Origin of the sequence: Pandoraea anapnoica (assembly GCF_902459765.1) — a bacterium.
Taxonomy (GTDB): domain Bacteria; phylum Pseudomonadota; class Gammaproteobacteria; order Burkholderiales; family Burkholderiaceae; genus Pandoraea; species Pandoraea anapnoica.
On record NZ_CABPSP010000011.1, the window covers coordinates 169,688 to 186,321 of the forward strand.

The 16,634-nt window shown below is 64.6% G+C and carries 16 protein-coding genes; 6 read left to right on the forward strand and 10 right to left on the reverse strand.

What is annotated here, in order from left to right; genetic code table 11:
- Window positions 1–79: 79 nt before the first annotated feature.
- The 4 genes from PAN31117_RS18270 to PAN31117_RS18285 form a co-directional block, all read right to left on the reverse strand.
- Window positions 80–1,273, reverse strand: a complete 1,194-nt coding sequence (locus PAN31117_RS18270) for a 5-(carboxyamino)imidazole ribonucleotide synthase (RefSeq protein ID WP_150739454.1) — start codon at window positions 1,271–1,273, stop codon at window positions 80–82.
- A gap of 40 nt (window positions 1,274–1,313) precedes the next feature.
- Window positions 1,314–1,820, reverse strand: a complete 507-nt coding sequence (purE, locus tag PAN31117_RS18275; protein WP_150739455.1) for a 5-(carboxyamino)imidazole ribonucleotide mutase — start codon at window positions 1,818–1,820, stop codon at window positions 1,314–1,316.
- 16 nt (window positions 1,821–1,836) lie between these two features.
- Window positions 1,837–2,727, reverse strand: coding sequence for a phosphoribosylaminoimidazolesuccinocarboxamide synthase (locus PAN31117_RS18280; RefSeq protein WP_039402467.1), 891 nt, complete (start codon window positions 2,725–2,727; stop codon window positions 1,837–1,839).
- A gap of 157 nt (window positions 2,728–2,884) precedes the next feature.
- Entirely contained in the window at window positions 2,885–4,294 is a 1,410-nt protein-coding gene (locus PAN31117_RS18285) for a hypothetical protein (protein ID WP_150739456.1), read from the reverse strand.
- A gap of 455 nt (window positions 4,295–4,749) precedes the next feature.
- Between PAN31117_RS18285 and PAN31117_RS18290 the strand changes: the two genes are divergently transcribed.
- The gene (locus PAN31117_RS18290; protein ID WP_150739457.1) at window positions 4,750–5,391 is read left to right on the forward strand and encodes a SecDF P1 head subdomain-containing protein; all 642 of its coding nucleotides are present in this window, start codon (window positions 4,750–4,752) and stop codon (window positions 5,389–5,391) included.
- Window positions 5,392–5,484: 93 nt separating this feature from the next.
- On the opposite strand, the gene fba is transcribed toward PAN31117_RS18290, so the two are convergent.
- From fba to PAN31117_RS18315, 5 genes are all read right to left on the reverse strand, one after another.
- A complete protein-coding gene (fba, locus tag PAN31117_RS18295) occupies window positions 5,485–6,549 on the reverse strand; it encodes a class II fructose-bisphosphate aldolase (RefSeq protein ID WP_150739458.1) in 1,065 nt (354 codons plus the stop codon).
- 131 nt (window positions 6,550–6,680) lie between these two features.
- The gene (gene pyk, locus PAN31117_RS18300; protein ID WP_150739459.1) at window positions 6,681–8,114 is read right to left on the reverse strand and encodes a pyruvate kinase; all 1,434 of its coding nucleotides are present in this window, start codon (window positions 8,112–8,114) and stop codon (window positions 6,681–6,683) included.
- A gap of 274 nt (window positions 8,115–8,388) precedes the next feature.
- The gene (locus tag PAN31117_RS18305) at window positions 8,389–9,594 is read right to left on the reverse strand and encodes a phosphoglycerate kinase (protein ID WP_150739460.1); all 1,206 of its coding nucleotides are present in this window, start codon (window positions 9,592–9,594) and stop codon (window positions 8,389–8,391) included.
- An 86-nt stretch (window positions 9,595–9,680) separates the two neighbouring features.
- Window positions 9,681–10,004, reverse strand: coding sequence for an AzlD domain-containing protein (locus PAN31117_RS18310; RefSeq protein WP_046292787.1), 324 nt, complete (start codon window positions 10,002–10,004; stop codon window positions 9,681–9,683).
- On the reverse strand, window positions 10,004–10,852 hold the full coding sequence (locus tag PAN31117_RS18315) for an AzlC family ABC transporter permease (RefSeq protein ID WP_246189164.1): 849 nt from the start codon (window positions 10,850–10,852) through the stop codon (window positions 10,004–10,006). Before PAN31117_RS18315 ends, PAN31117_RS18310 begins: the two co-directional genes overlap by 1 nt.
- Before the next feature lie 454 nt (window positions 10,853–11,306).
- On the opposite strand from PAN31117_RS18315, the gene PAN31117_RS18320 reads away from it, so the two are divergent.
- The 5 genes from PAN31117_RS18320 to PAN31117_RS18340 all read left to right on the forward strand — a co-directional run bounded on the left by PAN31117_RS18320 (window position 11,307) and on the right by PAN31117_RS18340 (window position 14,870).
- Window positions 11,307–11,501, forward strand: a complete 195-nt coding sequence (locus PAN31117_RS18320; protein WP_039396595.1) for a zinc-finger domain-containing protein — start codon at window positions 11,307–11,309, stop codon at window positions 11,499–11,501.
- A 79-nt stretch (window positions 11,502–11,580) separates the two neighbouring features.
- Window positions 11,581–12,606 (forward strand): lipopolysaccharide heptosyltransferase II, encoded by a 1,026-nt coding sequence (gene waaF, locus PAN31117_RS18325; RefSeq protein ID WP_046292788.1) that lies wholly within the window; start codon window positions 11,581–11,583, stop codon window positions 12,604–12,606.
- Window positions 12,607–12,663: 57 nt separating this feature from the next.
- Entirely contained in the window at window positions 12,664–13,119 is a 456-nt protein-coding gene (locus tag PAN31117_RS18330; protein ID WP_046292789.1) for a nuclear transport factor 2 family protein, read from the forward strand.
- Between the two features lie 16 nt (window positions 13,120–13,135).
- A complete protein-coding gene (locus PAN31117_RS18335; protein WP_150739461.1) occupies window positions 13,136–14,173 on the forward strand; it encodes a YheT family hydrolase in 1,038 nt (345 codons plus the stop codon).
- A 46-nt stretch (window positions 14,174–14,219) separates the two neighbouring features.
- Window positions 14,220–14,870 (forward strand): DUF2946 family protein, encoded by a 651-nt coding sequence (locus PAN31117_RS18340; RefSeq protein WP_150739462.1) that lies wholly within the window; start codon window positions 14,220–14,222, stop codon window positions 14,868–14,870.
- A gap of 50 nt (window positions 14,871–14,920) precedes the next feature.
- Here PAN31117_RS18340 and PAN31117_RS18345 read toward each other — a convergent pair whose 3' ends face one another.
- Entirely contained in the window at window positions 14,921–16,513 is a 1,593-nt protein-coding gene (locus PAN31117_RS18345; protein ID WP_246189159.1) for a M48 family metalloprotease, read from the reverse strand.
- Window positions 16,514–16,634: the final 121 nt, after the last annotated feature.

The following is a 16,634-nucleotide window of genomic DNA, read 5'->3' on the forward strand; positions in this document are numbered from 1 at the left end:
AATGCACGGGGCGTCGGACGGGGACGTCGTCTGGGGCGTGGAGGGCGTGGAGGGCGTAGAGGGCGTGGACATCGCGCGCTTAGTCTTCCAGCGGGATATCGAGGCTTGCCGCTGCGCTCACGCACGCCTTGCGGGCTTCGTCGAGCGTCGCACCGGCGAAAGTGATGTGCCCCATTTTGCGGCCCACGCGCGCGTCTTCCTTACCGTACAGATGCACACGTGCGGACGGCAGCGCTGCCACCGCCGCCCAGGCAGGCGTACGCGGCTGGTCTTTGGCCGGGCCGTCGAACCAGATGTCGCCGAGAATGTTGAGCATCACGGCTGGCGAATGCTGACGCGTTTCGCCGAGCGGCAGTCCGGCCATCGCGCGCACTTGCTGTTCGAACTGGCTCGAAGCGCAGGCGTCGATGGTGTAGTGACCGCTGTTGTGGGGGCGCGGCGCCATTTCGTTCGCGACCAGCGAACCGTCCTTCAGGATGAAGAACTCGACGCACAACACGCCCACGTAATCCATTTGCGACGCAATCGCCGCAGCCGCCGCGCGCGCGGCGTCGGCAATGGCCGGTGCCGCATCGGGGGCAGGCACCGTCGTCGTCGCGAGAATGCCGTCGATGTGGACGTTCTGCGCGAGCGGATAGGTGGCGACCTTGCCGTCAGCGCCACGTGCACTCAACACGGACACTTCGAAGGCCAGCGCCAGACGCTTTTCCAGCACGCACGGCACGCCACCGAGTGCCGCATAGGCTTCGCGGGCTTCGGCGGGTGTGTTCACACGCACCTGCCCCTTGCCATCGTAGCCCAGACGCGCCGTCTTCAGAATGCCCGGCAACACGCTGTCGATGGCCGCGTCGCCAATGGCGGCAAGCGCCTCGTTCGACTCGATCACCAGATGCGGGGCCACGGGCACACCGCAGCTTTCGATGAAACGTTTCTCCGCCACTCGATCCTGCGCAATCGCGACGCAGCGCCCGGCAGGGCTCACGGTCGTGGTTTGCGCGAGGAAATCGAGCGACTGCGCCGGCACATTCTCGAACTCGGTCGACACGGCCGGGCACAGCGCGGCCAGCTCGGCGAGCGCCGTCTCGTCACGATAATCGGCGACGATAAGACGGTCGGCCACGGCACCGGCCGGGCAGCGTGGGTCCGGGTCCAGCACACAGACCTTGTAACCCATCGACTGGGCGGCAAAACAGAACATGCGGCCGAGTTGGCCGCCGCCCAGCATACCCAGCCATTGGCCGGGAAGGACGGGCGCAGCGGAGACGGAATTCATCGACGTTTAGGAACAGACGGTAGCGGGGACGTTTTTTCTTTTACAGCGCGGGCAGCGTCATGCCGCGCGCGGCTTCGGTCTGCTTCGCACGAAACGCTTCGAGCTTGTCGGCAAGCGTCTTGTCGTCGGCGGCCAGCATCGAGACGGCGAACAGCGCCGCGTTGGCTGCACCGGCTTCACCGATGGCGAAGGTGGCGACCGGCACGCCCTTGGGCATCTGCACGATCGACAGCAGCGAGTCTTCGCCACGCAGATACTTGCTCGGCACGGGCACGCCCAGCACTGGCACGGTCGTCTTGGCGGCGATCATGCCCGGCAGGTGCGCAGCACCGCCGGCACCGGCGATGATCGCGACCAGACCTCGCTCGCGTGCGGCTTCGGCGTAACGAAACATGTCGTCCGGCATGCGGTGCGCCGAGACGACCTGCGCCTCGTAAGGCACACCGAACTCGGCCAGAATCGCGGCCGCGTTCTTCATCACTTCCCAGTCCGAGTTGGACCCCATTACCACGCCAATGCGCGGGGCCACGGCTTGTTTGTTGCTCATAGTCTCAGTGCCCCGCTCAGGCCAGTTGCTGGCCGGTCAGGCGCTCGAGCGCCTCGCGGTACTTGGCGGCCGTCTTCTCGACGACTTCCGTCGGCAGCGCCGGTGCGGGCGGGGTCTTGCCCCACGGCTGCGTTTCCAGCCAGTCGCGCACGAACTGCTTGTCGAACGAGGGCGGGTTGCTGCCCACGGCGTACGAGTCAGCCGGCCAGAAGCGCGACGAATCGGCGGTCAGGGCTTCGTCCATCAGGTGTAGCTTGCCATCGTCATCCAGACCGAATTCGAACTTCGTGTCGGCGATGATGATGCCGCGCGTGGCGGCGTAAGCGGCGGCTTCCTTGTACAGACGGATCGAGATCTCGCGGATCTGCTCGGCCAGTTCGCGACCGATGCGGCTCACCATGTCGTCGAAGCTGATGTTCTCGTCGTGCTCGCCCAGTTCGGCCTTGGCCGCCGGGGTGAAGATCGGCTCGGGGAGTTGCTGCGCGTTTTGCAGACCGGCGGGCAGCTTCACGCCGCACACCGCGCCCGTTGCCTGATAGTCCTTCCAGCCGCTGCCCGCCAGATAGCCACGCACCACGGCTTCGACGAGGATCGGCTTCAGACGCTTGACCACGACCGCACGGCCGGCGACCTGCGCGGCTTCGTCGGCGGAGACAACCGTCTCCGGGGCCACGCCCGTCAGGTGGTTCGGCACGACGTGTGCGAGCTTGTCGAACCAGAAGTTGGCCATCTGGTTGAGCACACGGCCCTTGCCCGGAATCGGCTCGCCCATGATCACGTCGAACGCCGAGAGGCGGTCCGTCGTCACGATCAGCAGCTTGTCGTCGCCGACGGCGTAGTTATCGCGCACTTTGCCGCGCGAGAGCAGCGGCAGGCTCTTGAGGGAGGATTCGTACAGGGCGTTCAGAGCGGGGGTAGTCACGGCGGGACCCAATATCAGGAAGGGCAAAGGCGTAATTATACGCGCGTCGAGGGTCGTTTCACGAAGATGTCGGTCCGGCGAATCGTGGGGGCCGCCATCTTCACGTCCTACGGGCTGCGCGCCGCCTTTACCCTTCGACGGCTTAGACCGGCCAGCGGCGGAACTGCGCTTCCAGCCGCGACTTTTCGCCCGCCTGCACCAGCAGCGCCACGACCGGCTCACGCGAGACCGGATTCGACAGCGGCTTCGACGCCCCCAGACAGTGTCGGTACCAGCTGGCCACCGAACTTACGTCGTAATACTTGTTGTCGCAGGTCAGGCCGTAGTCGTCGAACGACACCAGCCGCACCGCATTCGGATCGTTGGCGGCGATGGCCTCCTGCGAGATCCGGTCCGTGTGGCCATCGATGTACTCGGCCGCCAGGAAGCGGATGCCGTTCAGCACGTCGAGTTCGTCACGCAACCACAGCATGGCCGTGCCGGGCGGCAAGCCGCCCGACGCCAGCAACGGCGACACTTTCTCGAAGTTCGCTTCGAGATAGTCGGCGAGTCGGCGGCGTCCCTTCCGGCTTTGCCAGTCGATCTTTACGCCTCGATCTTCTCCCATCAGTTGCTGCTTGAGGATGTGCACCTTGCGCTCGCTGCGCGTTTCGCCCCGCCCCGGTTCGCGCAGCATGCTCGTGAGCCGGGATAGTTCCGCGATCAGGTCGAAGCTGCGGGCCGCCACGTTGATATGGTGATCGCTGGCTTCGGCGCGTTGCCGGACGACTTCGTGCGCAAGCAGGCTGCGCAGCCGGGCGTCGCCGCCGTGCAACTGCAGCGCCGCGCTGGCAATCACGGCGCACGGCCGGGCGATCCCCCGCTCCGAGCAGACGAGCGGGATCTTGCCCGGATGCTGCCGCATGAAATCCGCCACGCCTTGACCGGCGCGCCAGAGCGCTGCACCGTCGATCTGGGTGTCGAAGCGCTCCATGCCCGTGAACTCCATGAACTGCACGTGCGACAGCCCCCCATCGAGATGGCCGGGTGTCGCGGATGACGGCATGCCAGCGTCCCCGCCTGCGTCCGGCGCGCTGCGTCGACCGCCCCGGCGCGTGACCCGGGTGATGTAATCGCTGATCGGACGCTCCCGATAGCCCGGCCCGTCCGACGCACCGCCGTCGCCCTCGCCCTCGCGCGGCAACTGCATCGTGCCCGGCTCGACACAGAAGATCGCGCCGATCTGCGGATTCATCTTGAGCATGTGCGTGAGGCTGCGCGCTTCCGCTGGCGTCGCCGTCGGCCCCACGATGAAACGGTAGCCCTCCAGTTCCAGCAGGCCGAAGCGGGTGCACTCGCGGTCCACGCGAATAAGCGTCGCCGTGTTCACGCCATAGCGCTCGACCCACGCTTGCGCCGTCTCGCGCAGCGAGACCGCCCAGTCGGGCGTCGGGTCGTCGCACTCCCAAAGCGAAATCTGAGGCGCGACAACGGTGCTTTGACCGGATGCGGCAGGGTCGCGGAGATCGTGCGACGTGGCACGCTTCCAGTCCGCCGCCATCGTCGTTCGCATCTCAAATGACGGCGAGTCGGTGGTGGACGACGCTTGAGGCACTTGGGAAGCGCCACTTGTCCCGGCCGTCGACGGATCAGGATGGCGGGCACCTCTCAGCGTGCTTCCCATCTCGTGAGAACGTGTGGGCGGTGGAGACGCTTCGGGTCTGGAAATTCCAAAACACCAGGTTATTGTCTTGGGGAAGCGATTGAACGGCATCGATAACTCCGGAGTGCCCGGAACGGGCAGGTTGACGGGAGGCAGGAGACTGCCACGCGTCATCCCACCGAACTTCCGGGAACGGGCGAATGCCTGTCGTTTTGCATCGGTGTTGGGGAGCGGGACGAAACCAGGAAAAAAGCGGGACAGGACGCGCAACGAAGCGTTGTAACGTCCGTCGACCGGCCCGGATGTTACCTACAATGGAAACGTTCACCCGACCAAAGTGGCCTGACGAGGCCGAGGGGGCTGCCATGACGATCTCATCGACACCGCGCACTGTACGGCAGCCATTCATCGCACGAATGGGGAGATGGCCCCACGAAGGCCACTGCGGCCCCGTCTTTGAACGCCTTGTCTCGGCCGCGCTCGCCGCCGCCCTGCTCTCGCTGTCGAGCCCGCTGGCGCTGGCGCAGACGGCAGCACCGACGGCCGCACCCCAAACTCAGCACGCCCCCGTCCATCGGGCAACACCACCCCGCGCGGCTTCCGCCGGGAGCGCGGCCGACGCCAGCGAGCGCCCCGTCCTCCCCCGGCTGATCGCCATTGCGCCTCCGGACGACGACGACGCCATCCCGCGCTTCGCTCTCTATGCGGCGCGCGACATCGAACAGTTGGGATTGCAGTTTCCGGCGCAGGCGGCCAATGGAACGTCCGGGTCGACCGACACTGAGGTCGTCGTCACGATGAGCCTGCGCGACAGCGCGACCGCACGCATGCGCGACTTCTCACGTCAGCACATGAACGAACCGATGACGATGATCGTCGACGGCGTGGAGATGATCACCGCGACCATCCGCTCCGAACTGGGCGGCAAATTCCAGTTGCAGATGCCCAAAGAAAAGGCCCGGCTTCTATTCCAGCGCGTGCTGGCAAAAGCCGGGCCTGCGACCTGAGGGGGAGTGGGCCTCTGACGTTTGTCAGCGCCCCCCTCGCAGGTCGGGCATTTCGCCGTGCGGGTAACCCCGGCGCGGCGACAATGCGCGTATTTACTTCACGATCTGAGCGAGATCGCCGCTCTTGTACTTCTCGGCCATCTTGTCGAGCGAGACCGTCTTGATCTTGCCCGCCTGACCTTCGCAGCCGAACGACAGGTAGCGTGCCTTGCAAACCTGCTTGGCGGCTTCGCGCGCCGGCTTCAGGTAGTCGCGCGGGTCGAACTTGCTCGGATTTTCGAACAGATAGCGACGGATCGCGCCGGTCATGGCCAGACGGATGTCGGTATCGATGTTGATCTTGCGCACGCCGTGCTTGATGCCTTCGACGATCTCCTCGACCGGCACGCCGTACGTTTCCTTCATGTCGCCACCGAATTCACGGATCTCGGCGAGCAGTTCCTGCGGCACCGACGACGAACCGTGCATCACCAGGTGCGTGTTCGGAATGCGGCGGTGGATTTCCTTGATGCGGTCGATGGCGAGAATATCGCCCGTCGGCTTGCGGCTGAACTTGTAAGCGCCGTGCGAGGTACCGATAGCGATGGCCAGCGCGTCGCATTGCGTTTGATGCACGAAGTCGGCGGCCTGATCCGGATCGGTCAGCAGTTGCTCGCGGGTCATCGTACCGTCGGCACCGTGACCGTCTTCCTTGTCGCCCTTCATCGTTTCGAGCGAACCCAGCACGCCTAGCTCGGCTTCCACCGTCACGCCGATGTAGTGCGAGAACTCGACGACCTTCTTCGACACTTCGACGTTGTACTCGTAGCTGGCGACCGACTTGCCGTCGGCTTCGAGCGAACCGTCCATCATCACGCTCGAGAAGCCGCTCTTGATCGCGGCCATACACACCGCCGGCGACTGGCCGTGATCCTGGTGCATCACGACCGGGATATGCGGGTAGGCTTCCACGGCCGCCGAGATCAGGTGACGCAGGAACGCTTCGCCAGCGTACTTACGAGCACCCGCCGAGGCTTGCATGATGACCGGCGCGCCAACTTCGTCGGCGGCGGCCATGATCGCGGAAACCTGTTCCAGATTGTTGACGTTGAAGGCCGGCAGACCGTAGCCGTTTTCGGCGGCGTGGTCGAGCAGCTGTCGCATAGAGACTAGGGGCATGATGTTCTCCTTGGAATCACAAAACTAAGCAAATCTTTCTTCGATCCGGAGGCGCCCCACATGACGACAACTCGCGCCCGGCGCGGTCGGTGCTTGTGCCCCGCCTCGCCGTACTCGCGCGGCCCGCTTCGTCATGCCTGGCCCACCTGAACGATCTTCAACGTGTTGGTGCCGCCGGGTTGTCCCATCGGCTCGCCTACCGTCAGCACGATCGTGTCGCCACGCTTCACAACGCCCTTCGAAAGCAGCAGCTGTTCGGCTTGCATGAGCGCGTGATCGCGGTCATGCGTGGCGTCGGCGCGCATCGCGTAGACGTTGCGATACAGCGCCATTTTGCGATGGCTGCTCATCTGCGACGTCAGCGCAAAAATCGGCACATGGATCTTGTGACGGGACAGCCACAACGCGGTCGCGCCCGATTCGGTCAGCGCCACGATGGCTTTCGCGCCAAGATGATACGCGGTAAACAGGGCACCGGCCGCAATCGTCTGGTCGATGCGCGTAAAAGTTTGGTTCAGCCAGTCGCGATCGAGTTCCACCGTTTCCGAGCGCTCGGCTTCGACGCAAATCGTCGCCATCGTCTCGATCGTCTCGACCGGGTACTTGCCCGCCGCACTTTCCGCCGACAGCATCACCGCATCGGTGCCGTCGAGCACCGCATTGGCGACGTCCGACACTTCGGCGCGGGTCGGCACCGGGTTGTGAATCATCGACTCCATCATCTGCGTGGCCGTGATGGTCGTCTTGTTCATTTCGCGCGCGAGCTTGATCATGCGCTTTTGCAGCGCCGGGACGGCCGCGTTGCCGACTTCGATGGCCAGGTCGCCACGCGCGACCATGATGCAGTCCGAGGCCGCCAGAATTTCTTCGAGGGCCGGAATCGCTTCCGCACGCTCGATCTTCGCGATCATCAGCGGCTTGATGCCGTACGGCTCGCCCGCCACGTTCGCAAGACGCCGCGCCATTTCCATGTCGGTAGCGTTCTTCGGGAACGAGACCGCGACGTAATCGGCGCCCAGCGCCATCGCGGTCTTGATGTCTTCCATGTCCTTCGACGTGAGTGCCGGTGCCGTCAGCCCGCCGCCCTGGCGGTTGATGCCCTTGTTGTTCGACAGGTCGCCGCCGACCTTCACGGTCGTGTGGATCTCGCTGCCGAGCACGCGGTCGACGATCAGCACGATCAGGCCGTCGTTGAGCAGCAGCACGTCGCCCGTGCGCACGTCGCGCGGCAGTTCCTTGTAGTCCAGACCGACGCGCTCGTCGTTACCGAGTTCGCACTCGCTGTCCAGAATGAACTTGGCGCCGGCTTCCAGCGTGGTCTTGCCGTTCTCGAACTTGCCGACGCGAATCTTCGGGCCCTGCAGGTCGGCCATGATGGCCACTTCGCGGCCCGCTGCCTTAGCGGCCGCGCGCACCATTTCGGCGCGCTCGATGTGGTCCTGCGCCTTGCCGTGCGAGAAGTTCAGGCGAACGACGTCGACGCCTGCGGCGATCATGCGCGAAAGCACTTCCGGCGTGCTCGATGCCGGACCGATGGTGGCGACGATCTTGGTGGAGCGGTTCATTACATCCATCTCTTCATCCTCTTTGGGTAGCAGCGCTTTCGACATTACTGGCGCTTAGAGGTTTGTAACGCAATTAGGCCGTCGCAGGTTAACCAAAAAGTTTGTATTGTCCGTACGAAATCGTTTGATTCGATCTCTAACGTTCGCAATAAAGCGATCAAAACCGCCCTCGGCGAACGTTTTCCGGGCCAACAAACTCCCCTGCAAGCCCCGCTCCACCTGGGTTTGCACGTTTCAGAGCAAACCCAACGCAAATTCCGCGCAATCCGCCCGATCAGTTCGACTGGGCCGCGCGTTGTTCCAGCACGTCGACGGCCGGGAGCGTCTTGCCTTCGAGGAATTCGAGGAACGCGCCGCCACCGGTCGAGATGTAGCTGACCTGATCGGCAATACCGTATTTGGCGATGGCCGCGAGCGTGTCGCCACCACCGGCAATCGAGAAGCCCTTGGCTGCGGCGATGGCGCGCGCCAGGGTTTCCGTGCCGTGACCGAACTGGTCGAATTCGAACACGCCGACCGGACCGTTCCAGACGATGGTACCCGCGCTGCCCAGTTGCTCGGCCAGCTTGGCGGCCGTTTGCGGGCCGATGTCGAGAATCATGTCGTCGGCAGCCACGTCGGCCGACGCTTTGACGGTCGCTTCGGCGTTCGCGCTGAACTCCTTCGCGCACACCACGTCCGTCGGGATCGGCACCGATGCGCCGCGCGCGGCCATGGCGTCGATGATCGCCTTGGCTTCCTCGACCAGATCGGCTTCGGCGAGCGACTTGCCGATCGGCAGACCAGCGGCCAGCATGAACGTGTTGGCAATGCCGCCGCCCACGATCAGTTGATCGACCTTATCGGCCAGCGTCTTCAGAATGGTGAGCTTGGTGGAGACCTTCGAGCCAGCCACAATGGCCACGAGCGGACGCGCCGGTGCGTTCAGCGCCTTGCCCAGCGCTTCGAGTTCGGCGGCGAGCAGCGGGCCTGCGCAAGCGACCGGTGCGTACTTGGCGATGCCGTGCGTGGTGGCTTCAGCGCGGTGGGCCGTGCCGAATGCGTCGTTCACATAGACGTCGCACAGCTTGGCCATCTTCTGCGCCAGTTCGTCGTTGTCCTTCTTCTCGCCCTTATTGACGCGGCAGTTCTCCAGCAGCACGACCGAGCCCGGGGCCACGTCGAAACCGCCGTCGACCCAGTCGGAGACCAGCTTCACGTCGCGACCGAGCAATTCCGACAGACGCTTTGCCACCGGGGCGAGCGAGTCGGCAGGCTTGAACTCGCCTTCCGTCGGACGGCCCAGATGCGAGGTGACCATCACGGCGGCACCGGCGTCGAGTGCCATCTGGATGGCCGGCACCGAGGCGCGGATACGCGTGTCTTCCGTGATTCGGCCCTCATCGTCTTGCGGCACGTTCATGTCGGCGCGGATGAAGACACGTTTGCCGGCGAGGCGGCCCTGGGCGATCAAATCGGAAAGACGTACGACGGAAGCCATGAGAATCCGGAATAAATGGTGGGAAAAACATGCATTTTAACTGATCCGACCGCCCCGATGCCCATTTTGCAGGTCCGGCGTTCCACCTACAGGAACAGTCGCCCCAGCGTATAAACGACCATTCCGATCACGATCATCTCGATCATGTTCCGCCGCCAGATGAACCAGCCGGTGGCCGCCACCGCCGCCGCGAGCTTGTGATTACCCAGATGCATGGCGAACTGATGATCGAGCAGCACGACCTCCGGCACGACGATGACGGCAAGCGCCGCCGCTGGCGCGTAGCGCAGTGCACGTTGCAGACGCTGGGGCAGCGTCACACGCTCCCCGGCGAGCAAGAAGAAGGTGCGCGTGACGATGGTGATGGCCGTCATCGCCACGAAGGCGAACCAGATTTCGAAGGTGCTCATCAGCGACGCTCTCCCGACGTGCGGCGTTCTTCATGGACAGCGTCCGGCTGCGGCTCACCTACCTTCGTCGTTATTGGCGCATTTGCCGCCGCGTCGCCCGTCGAAATCGGTACCCTCACCGGATTGGCCAGCGCAAGGCGCTTCGCGTGGCGCGCCGCCAGTTCGTCGCACACCATGCCCGCAGCCAGCGCGCCGAGCACGCCCAGCACCAGATTGAGGCGATACGGTAAATCGAACGCGAGCACACCGACGAGCGACGCGAGCGCCACCGCCAGCATCGTGGAGCGACTGTTGATGGTGTGCACCATCATGGGAATGAGCGCGAGTGTGCCTGCGAATCCCAGTCCCCAGCTATCGGGCACCAGCGCACCGAGCACGATGCCGAGAATAGACGACACATGCCAGACCGCCCAGTTGCTCAGCGTGATGCCGTAATACGTCCCCTCCTTGCCCGGCACATAGCCATTCGCGAAGTTCTGGTTCATGAACATCACAAAGCCGAGATCGCCATTGACGTAACCGAGCGCGATGCGACGCGGCAACGACAAATAGGAGAAATGCGGCTGGAGGCCTGCGCTGAAAATCACGAAACGCAGATTGACGATGCCGACCGTCAGCAGAATTGTCCAGAGCGGCATACCGGCGGCAAAGAGCGGCAGCGAGGCCAGTTGCGCCGACCCCGCGTAGAGCATCAGGCTCATCCCGATGGCCTGCGGCACGGTCAGCACCGATTTGCTCATGGCGACGCCTGTCACCAGACCCCATGAAAAAATGGCGGGCAAAAGCGGCGAAATAATGCGAAAACCGGCCGCGAACCCTTCACGTTCAGCGGCAGGCAAACGAAACATTGACATGGTCGGCTGGGGGGCAGCGCCGGGGTGAGCGACGCGGTGTCTGGCATTGCGGGGCGAAGCGGTCCCGACGGCGCCCGGCACGCCCGAGATGACCGCTAGCGGTCACGGCGCCCGCCAGGGTTGCCGGATTGTCTCGTGAATATGTTCATCATTGGCGGCGGACGTCAGATCATTATAGCCACGGTAAATAGTTACTTAGTACGTGAAAAGCCGTCACTCGCCTGTTTTTTCTGATGCAACGCCGCCGCTGTGGCATACGCGCCACGCGGACCACGCCATGGCCGTCGGGGCGGCTAGCCATCCGCAAAGGGCGGCGGCTGCTTTACAATAGCGTCTTTTGGTAAACGGGCGGACGTCACCCAGTGACCGACACCGTCCGGGCAATCCTCAAAACTTCGGATTCACGGCACACCGCGAATCCATCGAATATCACCACGGTCCGAACCCCATGAGCGAAGTCAAACAAATGCCGGTCGTCGAAGTCGGCGCTGAAGATCTCCCGGTCCACTGCCCGAACCCGAAGATGCAGTTCTGGAGCAGCCACCCGCGTGTGTTCATCGACGTGAGCCACGGCGAAGCCGCCTGTGCCTATTGCGGCACGCGCTATCGCCTGAAGCCCGGCACCGTGATCAAGGGTCACTGATCGTCCGTCTTTCTCGTGAAACGGCCCGGCCGCCGGGCCCGCTTCATCGCCACGCTTAACGAATTGAGTCTCCGCCACGATGCATAAAGCCTTGGTGATCGCCCCCAACTGGATTGGGGACGCGCTGATGGCGCAGCCGTTGTTTACCCTGCTCAAGCGTCTGCATCCGCGTCTGACCATCGACGCGATCGCGCCCGGCTGGGTCGCCCCGGTGCTCGAACGCATGCCGGAGATTTCGCGCGTCGTCGCCACCGACCTCGCGCACGGCAAGTTGCAGCCGCTCGAGCGCTACCGGCTCGCGAGCGTGCTGGCCGACGAGGGGTACGACGCCGCCTATGTGCTGCCGAATTCCCTGAAGTCGTCGCTGATTCCGTGGCTGGCGCGCATTCCGTTGCGCATCGGCTACAAGGGCGAGCAGCGCTACGGCCTGCTCAACGTGCGTCACGCCAATCCGCGCAAGGACGAGCGCCCGCCGATGGTGCGGCATTACGCTGCGCTCGCGTTCGCCCCGGGCGCCAAGCTACCCGAGACGCTGCCGACACCGCGCATCGAAGCCGACCTGAACGAATCGGCCCGTGTGTTCGCGCGCTTCGGCCTCGATCTGCGCGTGCCGCTCGTGGTGTTCTGCCCGGGCGCCGAGTTCGGACCGGCCAAGCGCTGGCCGCCGGGACACTTCGCGCAACTCGCGCAATTGGTGCGCCGCTCGTTCCCGTACGCGCAGATCGTCGCGCTCGGGTCGGGCAAGGATGGGGCGCTGGCCCAGCAAATCGCCGCCGATGCGCCGTTCGTGCGCAATCTTTGCGGACAGACGTCGCTGGCCGAGGCCTGCGCTCTGCTCGCACGCGCGAACGCCGTAGTGAGCAACGATTCCGGCCTGATGCACGTGACGGCCGCCCTGCGCCGCCCGCAGATAGCCTTGTTCGGTTCGTCCGATCCGCGCCACACGCCGCCGTTGTCAGAGCACGCGCACATCCTGTGGCTACAATTGGAGTGCAGCCCGTGTTTTGCCCGTGAATGTCCGCTGGGCCACACACGCTGCCTGAACGAGTTGATGCCCGAGCATGTGTTCGCGAATCTGCGCAACATTCTGCTGACGCAGCGCTGAGCGCCGCGCAAGGCAAGCTTTCGGTTCGATCCCGGTAACACTCAACGGTAAATCCTCATGCCACGTTTTGTCCGTCTGTTCGATGCCGCCAGTGAAACCATCACGGCCTTTTATGACGCGCTGCGCCGTGGTCAGACGGATCGCGCGATGACGCTCTGGGCGAACGAGGATTTCGTCAGCTACATTCGTGCCGACGGCACGCGTTGGGACGGCCTTGAGCAGATCCGCAGCGGTCTCGTCGCCCAGTTCGCGCAGAGCGTCGTGCTGATCGACTCGCTCGACACGACCGAGTACGACACCGTCGGCACGGTCGTGCACACGGCGACCGAGGCCATTCGCGTTGGCAAGGAAGACGCCGGGCAAACGACCGCCCAGCTCATCCACACGACCTACGTGCTGGTGCACGAGCAAGGCGACTGGCGCTTCGCCCACATCCACTCAAGCCCCCTGCCGCCGCATGCCGTCGAGCAATTCAGCCTGATGATGCACGCGCGTCCGGACGGGCTGCACTAAAGCGCACGGTGTTCGCATGACAGCGCGCCCGGCCGTCTTTCCGCCTCAGGATTACCGGCCGCCCCGGTGGCTGCCCGACGGCCACAGCCAGACGATCTATCCCGCGCTGCTGGGCCGCCGTCCGTCGGTCGAGTTCCGCCGCGAGACGTGGAATACGCCCGACGGCGATTTCGTCGACGTCGACTGGCTGGTCGCGCCGCCCGCTTCGCAGAAGTCCCCGCCCGCCCCCGACGGTCTCGTCGAAACACCGCTGGTCGTGCTGTTCCACGGTCTGGAAGGGAGTTCGGGCAGTCACTACGCCCGCACCCTGATGCGTGAGGTCGAAGCGCAGGGCTGGCGCGGCGTGATTCCGCACTTTCGCAGTTGCAGCGGACGCATGAACCGCGCCCCGCGCTTTTATCACTCCGGCGACAGCACCGAAATCGACTGGATGCTGCAACGCTTGCGCGCGCACACTTCCGGCCCGATCTTCGCGGCGGGCGTGTCGCTCGGCGGCAATGTGCTGCTGCGCTGGCTCGGCGAGCGCGAGGGGCACGCGACGCAAGTCGTCAGCGCCGCCTGCGCGATCTCCGCCCCGCTCGATCTGCGCGCGGGCGGTCTGGCGCTCTCGCACGGCTTCAACATGGTGTACACGCGCAACTTCCTCGGCACGCTCAAGAAGAAGGCGCTCGCCAAGCTCGACCAGTACCCCGGCCTTTACGATCGCAATCTGATGATGGCCGCACGCGATCTCGGTGAATTCGATCACGTGGTCACCGCACCGCTGCACGGCTATCACAGCGCGTTCGACTATTACACGCGCGCATCGAGCAAACCGATTCTGCCTGCCATCGAAGTCCCGACGCTCGTCATCAACGCCCGCAACGACCCGTTCCAACCCGCCAGCGCCCTGCCCGGGGAAGGCGATGTCGGCCGTTTCGTTCAACTGCTGCAACCGGCACACGGCGGACACGTCGGCTTCATGAGCGGGCCGTTTCCGGGCGGGCTGACGTGGATGCCGCGTACTGTCGTCGACTACTTCCGTCAATTTCTGCCATCCGCCTTAGAGCGCTGAATGACGATTGCGCAGGGCGTCGGCACATATTAAGGGATCCTACCTAATGGATGAGATCGTTCGACAGGCGATGGCCAAATGGCCCAATGTGCCGCACTGCTACGGCTGGCTCGCACTCGATCGTCGCGGCCAGTGGCGCATGCGCGACGAACAGACGCAGGCGGAAGGCTCGGCGGGCGACCCCATTCGACATACCGCGCTGATCGCGTTCATCGCCCGCAATTACGCTAGCGACGACGTCGGCCGCTGGTACTTCCAGAACGGCCCGCAACGCGTGTACGTCTCGCTGGCTTACGCGCCGTTTGTGGTGCGCCTCACGTGGGACGCCGCAGCGAACGACGGACGCGGTGCGCCCGTGCTGACGGATCAGTTGGGCAAGACGTTCGTGCCGCAAGCCTGCCTGCTCGACGAGGATGGCAGCGTCGCCTTTGTGGGGACGAAGGGCGCGGGGGACGCGACCGCGCCGCTGGCGCTACTGCATGATCACGATATCGATCTGCTCACGCAGGTGTCGGATCTGGCGCAGGCGTTCGAAATGGCGGAGACAGCGGACGACACGGCGGACGCGAAGGCTGCGGTGCGTCTGCATTGGCGCAATGGCGATTCGGGAGATTCGCTGCCGCTGTCCGTCGTTCACGCGGGCACGTTGCCGCAGACGTATGGCTTCGAGCGAGATCCCCAGGCGCCGGTCGCCTGATTTTCGGCCACGCTCCGACAGACTTCGCGACGGGACGCCCCAAGCGCCCGTCAGCCGAACTGCTTGTTGAATTCCTTCTCGTCTTCCTTGTCTTCCTTGTACCGGCGCTGGAACTCGTGCAGTTTCGCGTCGATGGTCGACATCTCGTAAAAATCGGCATCCCCGGCGTCGCGCGCGAGCTTGAGCTGACTCACCGCCGCCATCCACTGACCTTGCAAGGCATATTGCTCGGCGAGCGCCTCATGCTGACGCGCCCGTTTGCCGCCCGCAGCCCAAGCGCCAGCCAATGCACGCCACCAGATCGGCTCGCTGCGGTAGCGCTCGACCTGCGATTGCAGGAACTTCGTGGCCTCGGGAACGCGCTGGCTGGCGATGAGCGCGTCCGCGTAGGCCATGTCCGCCGCCTGTGACAGCGGGAAGGCTGCGCGCGCCTGCGTGGCGATGCGCAGCGCCTCGTCCGGCTTACCGGACAGCCGCGCGAGATCGGACGCCAGCACCGCCAGACTCGGCGTGCCCGGCCCGGTGCCGCCAAAGGCCGTGCGTGCGCGCTCAAGTGCGTCACGCGCGGGCTCCCAGCGTCGCTGCTTCACTTCGGCCAGCGCCACCGCATACCATGCCCCCGCCACGTTCGGTGCGGTCTGCGTCCGGATGGCGGTACGTTGCGCGTCGGCAATGGCCGCGAAATCGCTCGCCGATTTCTGCTGCAAGACCAGCGAACGCGCACGCACAAACGCATATTCCGGCGACTGCTCCGGCTGACGATAACCGGCGCTGCGCGAGCGGTTGAGCATGTCGGCGATGCGCTCGGTTGTGAGCGGGTGAGTCCGCACGTATTCCGGCACACCGGCCTCATTGATCGAATCGGCCCGTTGCAGACGCTCGAAGAATGTCGGCATTGCATACGTGTCAAAACCGGCGGCCTGCAATAACTGGAAGCCGACACGATCGGCCTCGCGCTCTGCGTCGCGCGAGAACCTCAGTTGCCTGTCGACGGCCAGCCCTTGCCCACCCATGGCAATGCCCATCCCAAGATCCGAGCTGCGCGCGCCGATACCGGCCAGCAAACCGAGCAGCAGGCCGCCCAGCGCGATCCACGAGTTCTGCGCCTGCTGGCCGAGCATGCGTGCGATGTGATGCTGAAGGACATGCCCCGTCTCGTGTCCGACCACGGAGGCGAGTTCCGACTCGGTCCGCGTGGTGACGATCAGCCCGGTGTTGATGCCGATGAAGCCGCCGGGCAGCGAGAACGCGTTGATCGCAGCGTCGCGCACGACGAAGAACTCGAAGCTCTGGCTAGCGTCGATGCCGACCTTGCGGGTGGCCGAGACAAGCTTGCTGCCCAGCGCATTGACGTAGTCGGAGAGCAGCAAATCGTTGACGTAATCGGGATCGGCGCGGATCTCGCGCATCACACGCTCGCCCAGCTTGCGCTCCATCGCGGGCGAGAGGTCGGCCGCCGAGCTTTGGCCGAGCGTGGGCAAGCCTTGCGCGACGGCTTGCGTCGGAATGACGGCGGTGGCGAACGTCGTCGCCGTCATCACCGGCAGCATCAAAGCGGCGACAATGCGCCGCCAGCGGGCGACGCCATATGAACTTGAATCAAGGGGATTGGGATGACGGGCGTGCGTCGGCATGGACGTCATGGGTGTGGGCGCGGCGTGGCGCTGATCATTCGAGGCTGCTGCTATGATAGCAGCCAGACGCGGACGTTCCGCACCGTCGCCCGAACGATAAAAATAGTGGCGAATTCGCAGGCGCGGGCCG

What these genes read in the sequence shown, in the direction of transcription:
- PAN31117_RS18345 (WP_246189159.1), bottom strand. Translation starts at nt 16,513, where the DNA reads ATGACGTCCATGCCGACGCACGCCCGTCATCCCAATCCCCTTGATTCA.
- waaF (WP_046292788.1), top strand. Translation starts at nt 11,581, where the DNA reads ATGCATAAAGCCTTGGTGATCGCCCCCAACTGGATTGGGGACGCGCTG.
- PAN31117_RS18310 (WP_046292787.1), bottom strand. Translation starts at nt 10,004, where the DNA reads ATGAGCACCTTCGAAATCTGGTTCGCCTTCGTGGCGATGACGGCCATC.
- PAN31117_RS18285 (WP_150739456.1), bottom strand. Translation starts at nt 4,294, where the DNA reads ATGCGAACGACGATGGCGGCGGACTGGAAGCGTGCCACGTCGCACGAT.
- PAN31117_RS18290 (WP_150739457.1), top strand. Translation starts at nt 4,750, where the DNA reads ATGACGATCTCATCGACACCGCGCACTGTACGGCAGCCATTCATCGCA.
- PAN31117_RS18270 (WP_150739454.1), bottom strand. Translation starts at nt 1,273, where the DNA reads ATGAATTCCGTCTCCGCTGCGCCCGTCCTTCCCGGCCAATGGCTGGGT.
- PAN31117_RS18320 (WP_039396595.1), top strand. Translation starts at nt 11,307, where the DNA reads ATGAGCGAAGTCAAACAAATGCCGGTCGTCGAAGTCGGCGCTGAAGAT.
- fba (WP_150739458.1), bottom strand. Translation starts at nt 6,549, where the DNA reads ATGCCCCTAGTCTCTATGCGACAGCTGCTCGACCACGCCGCCGAAAAC.
- PAN31117_RS18340 (WP_150739462.1), top strand. Translation starts at nt 14,220, where the DNA reads ATGGATGAGATCGTTCGACAGGCGATGGCCAAATGGCCCAATGTGCCG.
- PAN31117_RS18315 (WP_246189164.1), bottom strand. Translation starts at nt 10,852, where the DNA reads ATGTTTCGTTTGCCTGCCGCTGAACGTGAAGGGTTCGCGGCCGGTTTT.
- pyk (WP_150739459.1), bottom strand. Translation starts at nt 8,114, where the DNA reads ATGAACCGCTCCACCAAGATCGTCGCCACCATCGGTCCGGCATCGAGC.
- PAN31117_RS18335 (WP_150739461.1), top strand. Translation starts at nt 13,136, where the DNA reads ATGACAGCGCGCCCGGCCGTCTTTCCGCCTCAGGATTACCGGCCGCCC.
- purE (WP_150739455.1), bottom strand. Translation starts at nt 1,820, where the DNA reads ATGAGCAACAAACAAGCCGTGGCCCCGCGCATTGGCGTGGTAATGGGG.
- PAN31117_RS18330 (WP_046292789.1), top strand. Translation starts at nt 12,664, where the DNA reads ATGCCACGTTTTGTCCGTCTGTTCGATGCCGCCAGTGAAACCATCACG.
- PAN31117_RS18305 (WP_150739460.1), bottom strand. Translation starts at nt 9,594, where the DNA reads ATGGCTTCCGTCGTACGTCTTTCCGATTTGATCGCCCAGGGCCGCCTC.